Raw genomic sequence first — 16259 nt, 5'->3', positions numbered from 1 at the left:
AACTACAACACTCGCCGAGCCCACTCCGCCCTCGGCGGCCGGCCACCAATCACCCGACTCGCGAGCTGACAACGTGCTGGGTCACGACACCTAGAGCCTGTGCAGCCCGTCCAGCACGCGCTGCATGATGTCCCGCGACGGGGCCCCGGTGGCCGCGACCGCGCGCGGGTGCACGAGCAGCAGCCCGGCGCCCGCCATGTCGTCGATGATCACGCGGGCGACGCCCAGCGGCAGCGAGAGCAGCGCCGCGACCTCGGCGACCGAGCGCGGGTCGCCGACGACGTCGCCGAGCGCCACGTGCTCGGGGTCCTCCAGCGGCGGGCGCGGCGACGGGATCGACACCAGCGTCTCCACCGCGAGGTCCGCGCGCGCCCGGGTCCGCCCGCGCGTGCGGACGTAGGGGCGCACCCGGGTCCGCGTGCTCTCCGGCGGCGGGGCCGAGGTCAGGAACAGCGGCAAGGTCGGCGCGTCGTCCCCCGCGGGCTGGGCGCGGGCGGGCGGCGGGGCCTGCTCCGGGACGGCGGCGTCCTCGGCCTCCGCCCGGGCGGCCTCCTTGCGGGTCCGCCGCGCGTGGGACCCGAACCGGGCGCCGGTGAGCGGCAGCCCGCCGGTCTCGCCGGGCAGGACCACCTCGGGCTCGACCGCGTCCGGGGCCCCGTCCGTGGCCCCGTCCGTGGGCTCGTCGAGGACCTCGGCGGCGAGGGCGCGCGGGAAGCGGGCACCGGTGCGGCCGACCCGCGTGCGCCGGCGTCGACGGTCGCCGGCGGCACCGTTCGTGCCGTCGCCGTCCCCCTCCGCCTCGCTCACGCTGCGCAGCCTCCCGGTGGCACGATCGACGGACGGGACCGCCGGCCTCCCCCTCGCGCCACGACGTCCCGGGCACCGGACGAAGGGGATCGATCGCCACGATAGTGCAGGTCTCGGATCGATAACAGCGCCCGGTGAGCCCCGATCAGGGCCGCTTCACGACCGTGACCCGCAGTGATGTCTTCGTTACTGAGTGACAGTCGTGTCACGCGCTCGGGACGACCTGATTGCGACCGGATCGGAGGTCGTGTCCAGCGACGACGACCGGTGCGCGGGGGGCTAGGCTCGACCCCAGCCCCATCTCGGACCTCTCTCCGTGGGGCTTTTCCCACCGAGGCTCGGGGTCGTCGTCGTTCCACCCGGTTCGCCGGGACGGCGATCCCGAGTCTCGTTGCATGTACACATCAACTTGCGGGCCCGCGGACGCGGATCCGCTCGCCGCCGAAGGCCACGACGTCGCCCGCGGCGACCTGCCGGCCCCGCCGGATCTCCTCGCGGCCGTTGACCGTCACCTCCCCCGCCTCGAGGACCTCACGGGCGGCGGCGCCGTGCTCGACGAGGCCCGCGAGCTTGAGCAGCTGGCCGAGGCGGATGGTCTCGTCGCGGATCTCGACGTCCCGGATCTGGCCCACCCGGCGAGTGTGCCCCGCGCCTCGCTGCCGGGCGGCCGGGGTCCGCCGGTGGTGGGATGGCGCGGATGGTCGTCCTGCTCGTCGTCGCCGGCTTCGCCGCGGGGCTGTCGGGCTCGATGGCGGGGCTCGCGTCGCTGTTCTCGTACCCCGCGCTGCTGGCGGTCGGCCTCTCCCCCGTCGCGGCCAACCAGACCAACACGATCGCGCTCGCCGTCGCGAGCGTCGGCTCGGTGCTTGGGTCGCGCCCGGAACTGCGCGGCCAGGCCCCGCGCGTGCTGCGCCTGCTCCCGCTGACCCTCGTCGGCGGCGCGATCGGCGCGGGCCTCGTGCTCGTCACGCCGTCCGACGCCTTCGCGTTGATCGTCCCGTTCCTCGTCGCCGGCGCCTCGCTGGTGCTGCTGCTGCCCCGGCGCGAGGACGCCAAGCCGGTGACGTCCCGCGTGGGGCACGCGGCGACGGTGGTGGGCGTGCTCGTGGTCGGCGTCTACAGCGGCTACTTCGGCGCCGCGGCCGGCGTGGTGATGATGGCGCTGCTGACCCGCGCGCTCGCCGACAGCCTGGTCCGCGTCAACGCCGTCAAGAACGTGCTGCTCGGCGCGTCCAACGCCGTCGCCGCCGTCGGGTTCGCGGTGCTCGGCGAGGTCTCGTGGTCGGCGGCGCTCCCGCTCACCGCCGGCCTGCTCGTCGGCAACTACTACGGGCCGGCGATCGCCCGGCGCCTCCCGCCGACGGTGCTGCGCATCGGGATCGCCGTCGCGGGCCTCGTGCTCGCCGGCGTGCTCCTGTACCGCGGTCTCACGGCGCCCTGAGCCGAGCGCCCGACCTCCAGGGCACCGGGCGGGACATTGGCGCACGATCGCGTCGAGACCGACCGCCCGGCTCGACGCGATCGTGCGCATAGGGCGGCCGACGCCTCCGCGCGGGCTCGCACGACCGTGCGCCGGCCGCCGCCGCCTCCGGGGCGACCGACGGGATATAGGCGCAAGATCGCGTCGAGACCGACCGTCCGGCTCGACGCGATCATGGGCATAGGTCGGCGGCGTCTCCGCGTGGGCTCGCGACCGCGCGCCGGCCGCTGGCCACCTCCGGGGAGGCGCGGCGGGAAATAGGTGCAAGATCGCGTCGAGACCGACGGTCTGGCTCGACGCGGTCACGGACGTAGAGCGGCCGACGTCTGCGCCCGGGCTCCGGCGATCCTGCGCCAGCCACCGACCGTCCCGAGACGGCGCGAATGCCTACTCCATTTCCTCAGCTTCGCCGGTCGACAGCCGCCGCGCCACCTGATCGGCACCCGCTCGTCTATGGGCGGCAGTCGCGGCAGGGGCGGTAGCCGGCGGCGCGGGCGCGGTCGAGGCTCGGGAAGCCGTGCCGGTGCGCCGTGGTGATCCGGCGCGCGTGGTGGCACGTCGGCAGGCACACGATGCCCGTCGTGTCGCTGCCGATCAGCCGGGTGCCCGCCGCGGCGAACTCGGCGAGCCGGGGGAGGTCGACGCCCTCGTCCTCGAGCAGCGCCACCTTGTCCGCGCGTCCCGAGAGGTACTGGCCGACGTCGCCGTCGCCGCGCACCACGCGGTGGCAGGGCACGAGCAGCGGGACGGGGTTGCGCGCGAGCACCGTGCCGACCGCCCGGACGGCGCGAGGGTGCCCGGCCTCGCGCGCCACCCAGCCGTACGGGCGGGTCTGGCCCGACGGGATGCGCGCGGTGACGGCGAGGACGTCGCGGGCGAACGGGGTCAGCGCGTCCAGGTCGAGCGCCGGTCCCGGGCCGGTCCCGCGGAGCGCGGGCAGAAGACCGCGGGGCGGGCGCGCGGCCGGGCGCACGGGGCGGCCGTGGCGGGCGCGGTAGTCCTCGAGGAACGTGCCCAGCTCGCCGGCGTAGGCGGCCGGGCGCAGCAGCCGTACACCCCGGGCGCCGACCACGGCGTACACGTCACCGAGAGGGCCGGGCACCTGCACCCAGCTGTCGACGACCCGCTCGGCGAGGGTCGCGGGCGCGGGCTCGGCGAGGTCGCGGAGGTCTTCCAGCAGCGAGTCGGTCATGAGGTCTCCCCAGGGGTCGAAGCGGTCAGACGGGCCCGGAGCGCGGCGAGCCCCCGAGCGGCGTGCGACCGGGCGGTCCCCTCGCTGCACGCGAGCACGGCGGCCACCTCGGCCACCGGCAGGTCGACGACGTGGCGCAGGACGACGGCCGTGCGCTGCGCGACCGGGAGCTCGGCGAGCAGTGCCGCGAGCCGGTCGCCGAGGTCGGTGGCCTCGGCGCGCTCGGCGGGGCCGGGAGCCGGGCTCGCGCGGTCGGGCGGGTCGGCGGCGCCGTCCGTCCGGGGCCGCCGCGCGGCGTCCCGGCGGTCGTTGCGGGCCGTGTTGAGCAGGATCGTCAGCAGCCAGGGCCGCAGGTCCAGCCGCTCGATCCGCGCCGCGTCGTAGCCGCGCATCGCCCGGTAGGCGCGCAGGAACGCCTCGGCGGCGAGGTCCTCCGCGTCCGCCGGACGCTCGGCGGTGCGCCGCGCCACCGCGTGCACCACGTCGCCGTGGGTGCGCACCACCGCCTCGAACCCCGCGTCGAGGTCCTCGACCAGCGCGGTGCGCAGCTGCTCGTCGTCCGCCACGCCAGGGAGAACACCACAGTGGCGCGATCCGTGGCGCTCCTCCGATTCCTGCAAGACCGCCGACCTCCCGGGCGGCACGCTCGACGCCATGACCGTGACCCGCATCGTCGCCAACCTCGCCGTCGACGACCCCGCCGCCGACGCCCCGTTCTGGACCGGCCTGCTCGGCCTCGAGACGCCGATGGACATGGGGTGGGTCGTCAACCACCGGGCCGGGAGCAGCGCGACGGGCCAGGTCCAGCTGATCTCCCGCGACGCGACGGCGCCCGAGGACAGCCGCGTCAGCGTCGAGGTGGACGACGTGGACGCGGTGCACGCCCAGGCCCTCGCCGCGGGCTACGAGATCGTCCACCCCCTCACCGACGAGCCCTGGGGCGTGCGCCGGTTCTTCGTGCGCACCCCGCAGGGCGTCGTGGTGAACGTGCTCGGCCAGCACTGAGCTGGTAGGCACGCTCCCCGTGCCGACGACACTGATCACCGGGGCGAGCGCAGGGCTCGGCGCGGGCATGGCCCGCGAGCTCGCCGCCCGGGGCCACGACCTCGCGCTGGCCGCCCGGCGCCTCGACCGCCTCGAGGCGCTGCGCGACGAGCTCGCCCCCGCCGGCGTGCGGATCGCGATCGCCGCGCTCGACGTCGACGACCACGACGCCGTGTTCAGCACCTTCCGGGCGCTGCGCGACGAGCTCGGCGGCCTCGACCGCGTGGTCGTCAACGCCGGGATCGGCAAGGGCGCGCCGATCGGCACCGGGCGCTTCGACGCCAACCTCGCCACGGCGCAGACGAACTTCGTCGCCGCCCTCGCCCAGTGCGAGGCCGCGATGGAGATCTTCCGGGAGCAGAACCGGGGCCACCTGGTGGTCGTGTCCTCCGTGGCCGCCGACCGCGGTCTGCGGGGCGCGCAGACCACCTACGCCGCCACGAAGGCCGCGCTCTCGCACCTCGCCGAGGGCATCCGGGTCGACGTCGCCGGCACCCCGATCCGCGTCACCACGCTCGCCCCCGGCTACATCCGCACCGAGCTCAACGGCGGCATGAGCAGGCCGTTCTCGGTCGACGCCGCGACCGGCACCCGGGCGATGGTGGACGCGATCGAGAAGGCACCCGCGTTCGCCTACGTGCCGACGTGGCCGTGGGCGGTCCTGGGGCGGGTGCTGCGCGTGATGCCGACGCCGATTCTGCGTCGCGTGACCTGACTACGCTGGGCACATGGCCGAGCTGAAGGAGCGACTGCGCAGCGACCTCACCACCGCGATGAAGGCCCGTGACGAGGTGCGGGTCTCGACGCTGCGGATGACGCTGTCCGCGATCAACACCGAGGAGGTCGCGGGGGAGTCCCACCGCGAGCTCACCGACGACGAGGTCGTGACGGTCATCGGGCGCGAGTCGAAGAAGCGCCGCGAGTCCGCCGAGGCCTTCGACGGTGCCGGGCGCACCGAGCTCGCCGACCGGGAGCGCGCCGAGCAGGCCGTGCTCACCGACTACCTGCCCGCGCAGCTCTCCGACTCCGAGCTCACGGAGCTGGTCGCCGCGGCGATCACCGAGACGGGCGCCGAGGGACCGAAGCAGATGGGGCAGGTCATGAAGGTGGTCCAGCCGCAGGTCGCGGGGCGCGCGGACGGTCGTCGCGTGTCCGGCGAGGTCAAGCGGCAGCTGAGCTCGTGACCACCGCGCTGGTCACCGGCGGCGGCACCGGCATCGGGCGCGCCTGCAGCCTCGCGCTCCACCGCGCCGGGTACGCCGTCGCGATCTCCTACCGCCGCTCGTCCGGCGACGCCGAGGCGACGGTCGCCGAGATCGAGGCCGACGGCGGGCGCGCGATCGCCGTCGCCGCCGACGTCACCGACGACGCCGCGGTCACCGCGATGGTCGCCGACGTCCGCGCGCGCCTCGGGCCGGTCGCGGTGCTCGTCAACAACGCCGGCGCCACGATCCCGCTGCCGCTCGACGACCTCGACGGCGCCACCGACGACGTCTGGCAGCAGATGCTCGCGGTGAACCTCATGGCGCCCTGGTACTGCGCGCGGGCGGCCGCCGACGACCTGCGTGCCGCCGAGGACGGCGTCGTGGTCAACATCGGCTCGATCGCCGGCCTGACCGGCAGCGGGTCCTCGCTGCCGTACGCGGTGAGCAAGTCCGCGCTGCACGGGCTCACCCGCTCGCTGGCCCGCGCGCTCGCGCCCGTACGGGTCAACGAGGTCGCGCCCGGCCTCGTCCTGACCCGCTGGTGGGCGGGCAACGAGGAGCGGGGCCGCGAGCTGGCGTCGAAGGCCCTGCTCGACCGCGAGACCACGCCCGACGACGTCGCGCGCGCCGTCCTGGGTCTCGTCGAGAGCCGGGCGATGACCGGACAGACCGTGGTCGTCGACGGCGGGCAGACCGTGTGACGAGCGGCGGGTAGGTGCGCCCCCGCCGCTGCTCGAGCAGCCCGAGCGCCTGGTAGCGGAGCCAGTCGGCCGGACCGTCCTCGGGCACCAGCCGGACGTACCACCCTCTCTCCGCGAGGCGGCCCATCCGCGCGATCGCCTCCTCCCTCGTGCGGCCGACCTGCATGCCGCACCCGTCGTCGGGCCACAGCAGGTCGAGCTCGCCGAGGAGCTCGCCGTCCGAGTCGACGACGGCCCGACCGGCGAGCGGGACGTCGATGCCGGCCCGTCGGAGCACGAGCCGCACCCGCGTGCGCCCCGGCGAGGTGCTCCCGTGGTCCATCAGGTCCGCGACGGGGAAGACCGAGCGGCGGCCCCGCACGCCCGGGTGGTGGTGGGCCAGCAGGCGGAGGTCCTCGGCCGTCGTGCCGTGGCGGGCGGCGACGGCGTCGACGACGGCCACGGCCTCGTCGGCGTGCAGGGTGCGGGCGAGGTCGAAGCAGGTGCGGAGCGGGCTCGTGAGCCGGAGGTGCCTGCCCGCGCGGTCGAGGACCTCGTGGATCTCGTCGGCGTCGAGCCGGTCGGCGCGCATCCGCACCTCCGGGCTCGACCGCCCGCCGGTCCCGGGCACCACGGCTTCGAGGGGACCCGCGGCGAGGGACGGGAGGAGCGACGCCCCGGCCTCGCGGTCGTCGCCGGGCGCCAGGCCGCTGAGCTCGCCGATCCACAGCGCCGCGGCCGTCGGTCCGGCGATCACGGCGCCGGGCCGTCGCCCGAGGAGGTCGTGCACGGCGCGGAGGAGGTCGGCGGCCTGCAGGGCCTCACCGTGGTCGGTGGTCATGTGGGGTTCGACGCCGCCCCACTCCCGGCGGTTCCCACGGCGCCGGGTGCCCTCCGACCTATGGTCATGATCGCGTCGAGCCGGACGGTCGGTCTCGACGCGATCTTGCGCCTATGTCTCGCCGGAGACGCGGCCCAGACGACGCGCCCAGCTCGGCGGAACCTCGAAGCTCACGAGAGCCGGTTGATCGGGCGCATCGCGCGGGATGTCACGACCTCGACCAAGCTCGTCCCCTCATGCTGGGTGGGACTCGCCTCATTCACCACTTGCGCAACTATCGTCATCAGACGCATCGAATCTTCACCCGTCCAGCCGATTCTGGCACCGTAACGCGCCGGCGGCCTTGCAGCGACGGATAGCACAAAGCAAGCGTCGATCACCGACCTTGCGCTCAGGAAGGCGAGCTCACCCGCTGGGGAGAACGCGCCACCCAGGAGACCACCACCTTGATGCCGCCATTAACGACCATCGAAGCCGTCCCCCTCCCGCTTGTGCCTGTACTCGTCGGGGTAACGGTCTTACTCACCCTGCTGCTAGTCCCGAAGCTAGTCGAGTCCGGACTCTGGCTCGTGGTCGAGATCTGTGCTGGGCTCATCTATGCAGTATGGATCATCTTCAAGTGGACTTTGATTTACAGCGGACTCCTCATCGTATGGATCAGTTTCGCGATCTACACCTTGTGGAACATGAGCCGGCCGCTCTACTAGTGCGTCCTCAACAGGTGACGACGCCCAACAACGCTCTTGGCCTCGACAGGCGGAGGATCGCGTGACCGACGGGAACCAACAGGCGAGAAGTGGGCGTGCGATCAAGGCGCTCATTCTCTCCCCTGCAGTGCTGTTAGTTGCTGCCGCTTGTCGACTCTTGCTGATCACGAACTACGACACGACTACCGCTACTGCTGTAACAGTCGCTGGAGGATTCACCGGGACGCTGCTGGGGACTTTGGTTCCGCTCCTCCCGGTCTTCCTCCCCGCCATCACGATCGCTCTTATTATGGGTAGGTACTGGCAACTGGCTGCGCTGTCAGGGCTTGCCACGGCCATCATCGCGCCCGCCTACGCAACATTTGCTACCGGCTGGAACAGAGCAAAGTTCGAATACAACGACATGTTGACGAGGCTCGACCTTGAAGGTTGGAGAGCGCTCTACAGCGACTCTCGATGGTTGCTGATATGCGTACTGGGGGGCGCGTTGCTCGTCTACCTCGATCCACCCATTCCGCTCATCACCGGCGGGTGGTCCATCTTCGTCCCACAGTTGGCCATGGTGGCAATATACAGCATAGTCGTCGCGGCGATATGTGGTTACGCCTTCTTCTTTGTCCGCGCCATCTACCAGGTGCCATTCGACATGAGGACGGTATCAGAGGTTGTGCGCAGGCCTTGGATCCCAGCTGAAGAGGTGGCGCTCAAGTCTGGTGAAGTTAAGGTCGGCTATGCACTGAATGTCAGCGTTGGTTGGTATGTTCTCCTAGACGAAGAGACGCGGACAATCGAATACCTCCCATCCTCGGAAGTGACCCGAAGAACCGTCTGCAAGCCCGGGCCACCCGCGGCCATGCAACCACTTCCGTTGGTAACTTTCGAAGGCGTGCGACGCATCCCTGCTCGTCTCTGTTCTCCGCCCATGGACCCAACGCCGGTGCAGACCGCTTCAATTCTTGTACCGTGATCATCACTTCCTGGTCGAGACAACTTCATTCACTGGGTGTCTCAGGATGTCTACAATCGGCAGAACGCCTTGCTGGAACCTTGGCCTCCCCTACTCGTGCGAGAAAGACGCTGACCGCCTGGCCTCATCGCTTCGAGACAGGAGAGGCACTCGACAACGGGTCGCGACTCCGCACTCTCTACTTCGCTACTTCACAATAGAATTCGCGGGCGCGGTCGAGGACGTCGCGGTGGTCGGCGAGCTGGGCGTCGCGGCGCGCGGGGTCGAAGCGGCCCTCGGCGACGACCAGCTGCTCGAGGCGGTCGAGCAGCCCCAGGCACCAGCGCGCGTCGGCCGCCCGCGCCACGCGCGCCCCGCCGACCTCGACGTACACGGGCGAGGTGTGCGCGAACACCGGGCGCTCGGGATCCAACGGGTGCGGGCCACCGCGGGCGATCGCCGCGAGCCACAGCGGCCCGTCGACCTCGACGGACGCGGTGACGACACCCTCCCCGGCCGCGATCTCGCCGTCCGGGCCGACGAGGACGACCTCCCGCGCCTCGAGACCCCGCACCCGGGCGGTGACGTCCAGCACCGAGCCGGCGCGGGCGTCGACGACGGACCCCGGTCCGACGCCGGCCACGGCCAGGGACACGAACGGCCCGTTGGTCGCGAGCGTCCGCCCGGCGCGGACCGCGTCCCGCACCGCCTCGGCCGTGACCGGCGCGCCGCCGAGGTCGGCGTAGGTGCGCAACCAGCCCGGCGGGTTCGACGCGACGCCCGGGCCGTGGGCGAACGAGAGGAAGACGTCGCTGCCGGCGACCGCCGCCGGACGCAGCCCGCACCCGAGCAGCCGGTGGTAGAGCTCGGCGCCCGCCGCGTCGTCGAAGCACGACACGACCTCCATCGCGTCGACCAGCCCCAGCGCCACGTCGGCGACGAGCTCGCGCGCCTCGACCGTCCGGTGGGGCGCGAGGAACGGGCCGTACGGGTCGTCGCCGGACCCGAACCCCGCGAACACCGGGTGGGCGTAGGTCGTCGACGCGTCCGCCGCCCGGAGCTCCGCGCAGGCCGCGGCGTTGGGCGGCCAGTCGTGCGGGTGCTCGGTGCCCTCGTGGCCGGTCTGGTAGCGCGTCGGCGGCGCGGTCGGCGCGAGCGCGTGGACGTGGCCGAGCAGGTCGTTGCGGAACTCGACCGACGTGCGCGCGACGACGTCCCCGGACCAGAGGTCCTCGCCCACCGTCGCCTCGAACAGCGCGCGGTCGTAGACGTGCGCGCCACCGAGGTTGCCGGCGGTCAGGTTCATCAGCTCCAGGCCCTCGCCGCGCTGCATCGCCCGGGCCTGCTCGGGGGTCACGACGAGGTCGCCGGAGTAGTTGAGGTGGACGTGCAGGTCGGCGGAGTGCCAGCCCTCGGCGGCCGGGTCGACGAGGCGCTCGGGCTCCAGCTCGACGACCGCGTCGGCGGCGGTCACCACGGACGCGGTCGCGTACTCCGGTCCCCGCGTGCAGCTCACCGTCAGCTCGCCCGCCGGGACGGTCAGCGTGGTGTCGCGGGCGTGGAAGTACGGCCGGTGGGCGGCGTCGACCTTGGGCGGCACGCCGTCGGGCCACCATCCCCCGCCGGCCGCGTCGACCACCGACCACCGCGACCACGCGCCCGACCGCACCCGCAGCGTCGCGGCCGGCCGCACCTCCAGGACGCCCGGCACCTCGACCGTCCGCCCGCCGTGCACGACGGGGAGCACCGGCCCGTCGGCCTCGACCGTCGCCACGGCCGCCCCGCCGGCCTCGACCGTCATCGGCGTCCCGGCCACCACCAGCGTCGTGGCGACGGCCGCGTCCACGACGACGTCGACGGTCACGGGCCGCCCGGCGACCGTGAGCCGCGGCGTGCCGACCCGCGGGACGAGCGCCCCGGACGCCGACACCGCGAGCACCACCAGCCCCGGCGGCGGCGTGTCCCCGGCGACGCGCCGGATCGCGGCCGGCCAGTCCCCGCCGGTGGCGGCGAGCGCGTCGGTGAGGTCACCGAGACGCGAGAAGCGGGCGAGCCGGAAGAACTCGGGCAGGTCCTCGTCGCCCCAGTCCCAGCCGCGCCGGTCGCGCAGGCGCCGGTAGTGGGCGAGCGCCTCGATCGCGGGGGCGGGCAGGGCGAGGACCTCGTCGTCCTGACAGCACATCAGCGCACCGCGAACCCGGCGTCGACGGGCAGCGCCACCCCGGTGACGTGCCGGGCTCCGTCGGACACGAGGTATGCGATCGCGGCGGTGACGTCCTCGGGGGCGAGCAGGGCCACGGGCAACAGGTTGCCGACGTCCGGCGTCTCGCCCTCCGGCGGGTCGGTGAACAGCGCGGCGACGGCGTCGTTGAGCACCATCGTCGTCGCCACCCCCGACGGCAGCACGGCGTTGACGCGGATGGAGTGCGGCGCGAGCCAGTGCGCCCAGCTGCGCATGAGCCCGACGACCGCGTGCTTGCTGGCGATGTAGCCGTCGCCGCCGCCCGTGCCGTCGCCGCCGCGCCCGGTGGTCCCCATGGACGAGCTGGTGAGGACGACCGCGCCGCCGCGGCCCTGCGCGATCATCGTCGGCGCGGCGGCCTGCACGGTGTTCCAGACGCCGACGGTGTTGACCTCGAGCTGGTCGCGGAACGCCCGCGCGGCGGACACGTCCGGCGAGGCCATCCCGATCCCGGCGTTGGCCAGGACGATGTCGACGCCGCCGAGCTCGTCGACGCCCGCGGCCACGGCCGCGCGCACCGCCTCACCGTCCCGGACATCGGCGACCTGCGCGCTCACCCGCCCGCCGCGCGAGCGGATCCCCGCGGCCGTCTCGGCAAGGTCGTCGGGGCTCGCCATCGGGTAGGCGACGCCCTCGTCCGGTGCGCAGACGTCGACGGCGATCACGTCGGCGCCCTGCTCGGCGAGCCGCCACGCGTGGCTGCGGCCCTGTCCGCGGGCCGCGCCGGTGATCAGGGCGACCCGTCCGCTGTGCTCAGACATGGCACATGACCGTACCGAAGTGGTCCTGAATGGCAACCACTCGGTACGGCCATGCGACCGTCCGAGGTCAGACCGGCGTCTTCTCCCCCGCCTCGACGGGCACCGTGACGACGTTGCCCGCCGGGGGCAGCGGGCAGGTCGCGTACGCCGTGAACGAGCAGGGCAGGTTCAGCGTCCGGTTGAGGTCGATCCGCACCGATCCGTCGTCGGCGGGGGCGTCGGTGCGCAGGATGCGCCCGCCGCCGTACGTGCTGTCCCCGGAGGTGCCGTCGCGGAAGTGGAGCCGCAGCTCCCCGCCCTCGCCGCCCAGCACGGTGAGCTCCTGCTCCTCGCCGCCCAGGGTGAAGCGGACCGTGCCGACGGCGGTCGGGTGGAACCCGAGGCCGTCGACGACGGTGTCGACGTCGATGCGCCGCGGGGCGTCCCAGGCGCTGTACTGCCCGGTGACGATCCAGGAGCCGTCGACCGGGAACGCCGGCACGCCGGTGAACCGCGCCAGGGTCGGGCCTTGCGGGTCGCGGACGCGCAGGGCCACGTGCTCCTCGCGGCGGATCACCTCGACCCGCCGCTCGCCCACGGCGACGAGCACGCCGGGCTTGCCGTCGACCGGCTCGACCCGCACGGTGCCGTCGACCGGCACGCCGTCCACGGACACGTCGTCGCCGGCGGCCGCGGTGACCTCGGCGCCGCCGTCGGCGGCCCGCCAGGTGCCCGGCAGGTCCTGGTAGGCGCGCGCCTCACCGTCGAGCCAGTGCAGCCCGGTGAGGCTGAGCCAGCCGTGCGGAGCGCGGAGGTCGTTCTCGCGCTCCGCGTGCCAGGCCGCCCAGGTGCCGGCGAGGTCCTCGTCGACCGCCGTCATGCCGACGTCGTCTCCTCGCGCTTCGGGAGCACCCAGCCCGGGCGCACGAAGTGGCACGTGTAGCCCCAGGGCTGCTTCTGCAGGTAGTCCTGGTGCTCGGGCTCGGCCTCCCAGAAGTCGCTCGCGGGCTCGACCTCGGTGACCACCGGCCCGGGCCACAGGCCCGAGGCGTCGACGTCCTTGATCGTGTCGCGGGCGACGGCCTCCTGCTCGGGGGTCGTGTAGTAGATCGCCGAGCGGTAGCTGCGGCCGATGTCGTTGCCCTGGCGGTTGCGGGTCGACGGGTCGTGGATCTGGAAGAAGAACTCCAGGATCTCGCGGTAGGAGATCGTGTCGTCGTCGTACACGACCTCGACGGCCTCGGCGTGGTCGCCGTGGCGCCGGTAGGTCGCGTTCGGGGTGTTCGGGTCGCCGGAGTACCCGACGCGCGTCGAGAGGATCCCGGGTCGCTGACGGAGCAGCTCCTGGGCGCCCCAGAAACACCCGCCGGCCAGGATCGCGGTCTGAGTGGCCACCGATTACCTCCTCGGTCTCGCCTGCACGTGGCACAACGCGTTCGGCAGGACGGCTGTTCCGCCCATCCGGACCGCTGATGTGCCACTCGGGGTGACATGCTGCGCACCGTGAGCGAGCAGCGCATCGAGGTCACCCGCTGGATCGCGGCCGAGCCGGCGTCGGTGTTCGACGTCCTGCGCGACCCGCACGGCCACGTCGCCATCGACAGCTCGGGCATGCTCATGGACGCGACCGGCGAGCCGGTCGAGGCCGTCGGCGACCGGTTCACCGTCCACATGGACCGCGAGGCGCTCGGCGACCGGCCGCTCGGGCGCTACGACGTCGACGTCGTCATCACCGTCTACGAGCCCGACGTCGAGATCGCCTGGACGATCGAGGGGCAGGCGCGCCCCTACATCGGCCACGTCTACGGTTACCGCCTCGAGCCGGTCGAGGACGGCACCCGGGTCACGTCCTACTACGACTGGTCGAACATCCATCCCGAGTGGGCGGCGCGCGACATCTTCCCGGTGATCCACCCGAGCTCGATCAGGGCGACCCTGGGGATCCTTGCCCGGACGGTCCAGAAGGACTGACGCCGAGCGGCGCCTCGGCGGCCACGTCCCAGGTCTCCGTCCGCACCATCAGCGCGACCCGGTCGACGCGCACGGTCAGCGGCAGCCGCGGGGCGATCGCCGCGGCGGCCGCGCGCAGGGCCTCCACCGGGGCGGCGCGCCGCAGCCCGACGGTCAGGTGCGGGACGAGCTCGCGCTCCTCGGCGGGCAGCTCCGGGAAGCCCGCCCGCACCCGGTCCGCGATCTCCCGGAACCCCGCGACGACGTCCGGCGCGAGCCAGAGCACCCGGTCGGAGAACCAGCGCAGCTCGCGGAAGGTGCAGTCGAAGGCCGGCACCCCCGCGACCGTGCGGCGCAGCGCCGCCACGGTCTCCGCGGTGAGCGCGGCGGGCTCGACGAAGGGGCGCACGAGGGTGAGGTGGGCGCCGAGCCCGCGGCGGGCGGTGGGGTCGAGCTCGTCGCGGAACGCCCCGACCAGCGGATCCGCCTCCGGCACCAGGGCGGCGATCATGGTGCGGCGCGCGGTCGGGGCGAGGGCGTCCACGCGGCGAGCATGCCCTCTACCGTCGGGGCGTGCGCTGGTCGATCGCGATCCCCCAGTCCGACGCCGACGGGTTCGACGCCCCCGGCGTGAAGGCCCACCTCGCCCGGGCGGAGGAACTGGGCTTCGAGGGCGCCTGGACCATGGAGCTGACGATCGGCGCGGCGCCGGTGCTGGCGCCGCTCGAGGTCCTCGCGTACGCCGCGGCCTGCACCGAGCGGCTCCGGCTCGGCGTCGGCGTGCTGATCACCCCGCTGCACGACCCCCTCCAGCTCGCGGCCTCGCTCACCACGGTCGACCGACTGAGCCACGGCCGGCTCGACGTCGGGATCGCCCCGGGCGGCGGGTCCCGGGAGTTCGCCGCCTTCGGCATCGAGCGCGAGGGCTTCGTCGCGCGCTTCACCGAGGGTCTCGCGCTGATGAAGGAGGCCTGGTCGGACGCCCCGCGCGTCAGCTTCGACGGCCGGTTCCGCCGGGTCGAGGACCTGGCGATCGCGCCGAAGCCGGTGCAGCGCCCGCACCCGCCGGTGTGGTTCGGCGGCAGCGCCCCCAAGGCGCTGGCCCGCGCTGTGCGCCTCGGCGACGCGTTCCTCGGGGCGGGCTCGGTGACCACGGCGACCTTCGCCGACCAGGTGGTGACGCTGCGCCGGGAGCTGGAGCGCCGGGAGCGCGGGACGTTCCCGATCGCCAAGCGCGTCTACGTCCGCGTCGACGACGACCCGGCCCGGGCACGGCGGGGCATGGTCGCGAGCCTGCACGGGATCTACGGCGACACGGCGGGGATCGAGGACGTGCCCGTCACCGGGACCGCCGACGACGTCGCGCGCGGGCTGGCGGAGGTCCGGGACGCGGGCGCCGGGATGATCGTGCTCGACCCGCTGGGTGACGACGTGACCGCCGACCGCGAGCAGCTGGAGCGCCTCGCGGCCGACGTCCTCCCGCTCGTCTCTTAGCCCGGTTCGCGCAGTTCTGCCGCGCCGATCACGTGGCACGATCCAGCGGGTGACCAGCCGTCCCTCCCGGGAGGAGCACCTGCGCGACCTCGCGCTGCTGCGCCGCGTCCGCGATCGCATCGACCGCGAGTACGCGCAGCCGCTCGACGTCGAGGCGCTCGCGCGCGGCGTGCACTGGTCGGCGGGTCACCTGAGCCGGGAGTTCCGGCGCGCCTACGGCGAGTCGCCCTACAGCTACCTCATGACCCGGCGCATCGAGCGGGCGATGGCCCTGCTGCGCCGGGGCGACATGAGCGTCACCGACGTCTGCTTCGCGGTCGGCTCGTCGTCGCTCGGGACGTTCAGCACGCGCTTCACCGAGCTGGTCGGGGTGTCCCCGAGCGTCTACCGCAAACAGCAGGCCGGCCCGGGCCCGGGCATGCCGCCGTGCGTGGCCAAGCAGGTCACGCGACCGGTCAGGAATCGAGAAGCACCGGTCGCCGGGCCGCCCCTAGCGTGATCTCCCATGGACCTCACGATTCACAACACCTTCCTGCCCCACAACGACAACGACGCCTCCCTCGCGTTCTACCGCGACATCCTCGGCTTCGAGGTGCGCAACGACGTCGAGTGGAACGGGCTGCACTGGCTCACCGTCGGCCCGCCCGACCAGCCCGGGACGTCGATCGTGCTGTACCCGCCGGCCGCCCAGCCCGGCATGACCGACGAGGAGCGCCGGACCGTCGGCGAGATGATGGCCAAGGGCACCTTCGCCTCGATCAACCTCGCCACGAAGGACCTCGACGACACGTTCGGGCGGCTGCAGGCCGGGGACGCCGAGGTCGTCCAGGAGCCCACCGACCAGCCGTGGGGCATCCGCGACGCCGCCTTCCGCGACCCGGCGGGGAGCACCATCCGCATCTTCGAGGTGAAGTGAAGCAGCCACGCGCAC

At 73.5% G+C, this 16259-nt stretch carries 20 protein-coding genes; 11 read left to right on the top strand and 9 right to left on the bottom strand.

What is annotated here, in order from left to right; genetic code table 11:
- Positions 1 to 90 precede the first annotated feature (90 nt).
- Both EV188_RS29905 and EV188_RS29900 read right to left on the bottom strand, forming a co-directional pair.
- Positions 91 to 807, bottom strand: a complete 717-nt coding sequence (locus EV188_RS29905; RefSeq protein ID WP_166660169.1) for a DUF742 domain-containing protein — start codon at positions 805 to 807, stop codon at positions 91 to 93.
- A gap of 404 nt (positions 808 to 1211) precedes the next feature.
- The gene (locus tag EV188_RS29900; protein WP_133830004.1) at positions 1212 to 1430 is read right to left on the bottom strand and encodes an RNA-binding S4 domain-containing protein; all 219 of its coding nucleotides are present in this window, start codon (positions 1428 to 1430) and stop codon (positions 1212 to 1214) included.
- Between the two features lie 65 nt (positions 1431 to 1495).
- Between EV188_RS29900 and EV188_RS29895 the strand changes: the two genes are divergently transcribed.
- Complete coding sequence (locus EV188_RS29895; RefSeq protein ID WP_133829984.1) at positions 1496 to 2248, top strand: sulfite exporter TauE/SafE family protein; 753 nt, start codon at positions 1496 to 1498, stop codon at positions 2246 to 2248.
- A 490-nt stretch (positions 2249 to 2738) separates the two neighbouring features.
- Here EV188_RS29895 and EV188_RS29890 read toward each other — a convergent pair whose 3' ends face one another.
- Both EV188_RS29890 and EV188_RS29885 read right to left on the bottom strand, forming a co-directional pair.
- On the bottom strand, positions 2739 to 3479 hold the full coding sequence (locus tag EV188_RS29890; RefSeq protein ID WP_133829983.1) for a methylated-DNA--[protein]-cysteine S-methyltransferase: 741 nt from the start codon (positions 3477 to 3479) through the stop codon (positions 2739 to 2741).
- Positions 3476 to 4045, bottom strand: a complete 570-nt coding sequence (locus EV188_RS29885; RefSeq protein ID WP_243742096.1) for an RNA polymerase sigma factor — start codon at positions 4043 to 4045, stop codon at positions 3476 to 3478. The genes EV188_RS29890 and EV188_RS29885 overlap by 4 nt, the downstream gene beginning before the upstream one ends.
- A gap of 88 nt (positions 4046 to 4133) precedes the next feature.
- On the opposite strand from EV188_RS29885, the gene EV188_RS29880 reads away from it, so the two are divergent.
- From EV188_RS29880 to EV188_RS29855, 6 genes are all read left to right on the top strand, one after another.
- Complete coding sequence (locus EV188_RS29880) at positions 4134 to 4484, top strand: VOC family protein (protein WP_133829982.1); 351 nt, start codon at positions 4134 to 4136, stop codon at positions 4482 to 4484.
- A gap of 19 nt (positions 4485 to 4503) precedes the next feature.
- Complete coding sequence (locus tag EV188_RS29875) at positions 4504 to 5238, top strand: SDR family oxidoreductase (protein WP_279536779.1); 735 nt, start codon at positions 4504 to 4506, stop codon at positions 5236 to 5238.
- Between the two features lie 13 nt (positions 5239 to 5251).
- On the top strand, positions 5252 to 5707 hold the full coding sequence (locus tag EV188_RS29870; RefSeq protein ID WP_133829981.1) for a GatB/YqeY domain-containing protein: 456 nt from the start codon (positions 5252 to 5254) through the stop codon (positions 5705 to 5707).
- On the top strand, positions 5704 to 6429 hold the full coding sequence (locus tag EV188_RS29865; RefSeq protein WP_133829980.1) for an SDR family NAD(P)-dependent oxidoreductase: 726 nt from the start codon (positions 5704 to 5706) through the stop codon (positions 6427 to 6429). The genes EV188_RS29870 and EV188_RS29865 overlap by 4 nt, the downstream gene beginning before the upstream one ends.
- A gap of 313 nt (positions 6430 to 6742) precedes the next feature.
- Entirely contained in the window at positions 6743 to 7579 is an 837-nt protein-coding gene (locus EV188_RS29860; protein ID WP_133829979.1) for a hypothetical protein, read from the top strand.
- Positions 7580 to 8017: 438 nt separating this feature from the next.
- A complete protein-coding gene (locus EV188_RS29855; RefSeq protein WP_133829978.1) occupies positions 8018 to 8923 on the top strand; it encodes a hypothetical protein in 906 nt (301 codons plus the stop codon).
- 178 nt (positions 8924 to 9101) lie between these two features.
- On the opposite strand, the gene EV188_RS29850 is transcribed toward EV188_RS29855, so the two are convergent.
- From EV188_RS29850 to msrA, 4 genes are all read right to left on the bottom strand, one after another.
- The gene (locus EV188_RS29850) at positions 9102 to 11084 is read right to left on the bottom strand and encodes a CehA/McbA family metallohydrolase (protein ID WP_133829977.1); all 1983 of its coding nucleotides are present in this window, start codon (positions 11082 to 11084) and stop codon (positions 9102 to 9104) included.
- Positions 11084 to 11905: a mycofactocin-coupled SDR family oxidoreductase gene (locus EV188_RS29845; RefSeq protein ID WP_133829976.1), complete on the bottom strand. Its 822-nt coding sequence runs from the start codon at positions 11903 to 11905 to the stop codon at positions 11084 to 11086. Before EV188_RS29845 ends, EV188_RS29850 begins: the two co-directional genes overlap by 1 nt.
- A 67-nt stretch (positions 11906 to 11972) precedes the next feature.
- Complete coding sequence (locus EV188_RS29840) at positions 11973 to 12764, bottom strand: DUF1684 domain-containing protein (protein ID WP_133829975.1); 792 nt, start codon at positions 12762 to 12764, stop codon at positions 11973 to 11975.
- Positions 12761 to 13279, bottom strand: a complete 519-nt coding sequence (msrA, locus tag EV188_RS29835; protein WP_133829974.1) for a peptide-methionine (S)-S-oxide reductase MsrA — start codon at positions 13277 to 13279, stop codon at positions 12761 to 12763. The genes EV188_RS29840 and msrA overlap by 4 nt, the downstream gene beginning before the upstream one ends.
- Positions 13280 to 13375: 96 nt before the next feature.
- Between msrA and EV188_RS29830 the strand changes: the two genes are divergently transcribed.
- Positions 13376 to 13855, top strand: coding sequence for an SRPBCC family protein (locus EV188_RS29830; protein ID WP_133829973.1), 480 nt, complete (start codon positions 13376 to 13378; stop codon positions 13853 to 13855).
- On the opposite strand, the gene EV188_RS29825 is transcribed toward EV188_RS29830, so the two are convergent.
- Positions 13809 to 14378, bottom strand: coding sequence for a 2'-5' RNA ligase family protein (locus EV188_RS29825; protein ID WP_133829972.1), 570 nt, complete (start codon positions 14376 to 14378; stop codon positions 13809 to 13811). The genes EV188_RS29830 and EV188_RS29825 overlap by 47 nt on opposite strands.
- A gap of 29 nt (positions 14379 to 14407) precedes the next feature.
- On the opposite strand from EV188_RS29825, the gene EV188_RS29820 reads away from it, so the two are divergent.
- The 3 genes from EV188_RS29820 to EV188_RS29810 are packed head-to-tail and all read left to right on the top strand — an operon-like array spanning position 14408 to position 16244.
- The gene (locus EV188_RS29820; protein WP_133829971.1) at positions 14408 to 15328 is read left to right on the top strand and encodes an LLM class flavin-dependent oxidoreductase; all 921 of its coding nucleotides are present in this window, start codon (positions 14408 to 14410) and stop codon (positions 15326 to 15328) included.
- A gap of 49 nt (positions 15329 to 15377) precedes the next feature.
- Positions 15378 to 15827, top strand: a complete 450-nt coding sequence (locus EV188_RS29815) for a helix-turn-helix transcriptional regulator (RefSeq protein WP_133829970.1) — start codon at positions 15378 to 15380, stop codon at positions 15825 to 15827.
- A gap of 6 nt (positions 15828 to 15833) precedes the next feature.
- Positions 15834 to 16244 (top strand): VOC family protein, encoded by a 411-nt coding sequence (locus tag EV188_RS29810; protein WP_133829969.1) that lies wholly within the window; start codon positions 15834 to 15836, stop codon positions 16242 to 16244.
- Positions 16245 to 16259: the final 15 nt, after the last annotated feature.

It is taken from the genome of Actinomycetospora succinea (assembly GCF_004363095.1).
GTDB lineage: Bacteria > Actinomycetota > Actinomycetes > Mycobacteriales > Pseudonocardiaceae > Actinomycetospora > Actinomycetospora succinea.
The sequence above is the reverse complement of the archived record's forward strand: the minus strand, read 5'-3'. Positions and strand labels throughout refer to the sequence as shown.

Coding starts and splice junctions, on each gene's coding strand:
- EV188_RS29895 (WP_133829984.1), top strand. CDS start 1,496: ATGGCGCGGATGGTCGTCCTGCTCGTCGTCGCCGGCTTCGCCGCGGGG.
- EV188_RS29890 (WP_133829983.1), bottom strand. CDS start 3,479: ATGACCGACTCGCTGCTGGAAGACCTCCGCGACCTCGCCGAGCCCGCG.
- EV188_RS29880 (WP_133829982.1), top strand. CDS start 4,134: ATGACCGTGACCCGCATCGTCGCCAACCTCGCCGTCGACGACCCCGCC.
- EV188_RS29870 (WP_133829981.1), top strand. CDS start 5,252: ATGGCCGAGCTGAAGGAGCGACTGCGCAGCGACCTCACCACCGCGATG.
- EV188_RS29850 (WP_133829977.1), bottom strand. CDS start 11,084: ATGTGCTGTCAGGACGACGAGGTCCTCGCCCTGCCCGCCCCCGCGATC.
- EV188_RS29845 (WP_133829976.1), bottom strand. CDS start 11,905: ATGTCTGAGCACAGCGGACGGGTCGCCCTGATCACCGGCGCGGCCCGC.
- EV188_RS29840 (WP_133829975.1), bottom strand. CDS start 12,764: ATGACGGCGGTCGACGAGGACCTCGCCGGCACCTGGGCGGCCTGGCAC.
- EV188_RS29830 (WP_133829973.1), top strand. CDS start 13,376: ATGCTGCGCACCGTGAGCGAGCAGCGCATCGAGGTCACCCGCTGGATC.
- EV188_RS29810 (WP_133829969.1), top strand. CDS start 15,834: ATGGACCTCACGATTCACAACACCTTCCTGCCCCACAACGACAACGAC.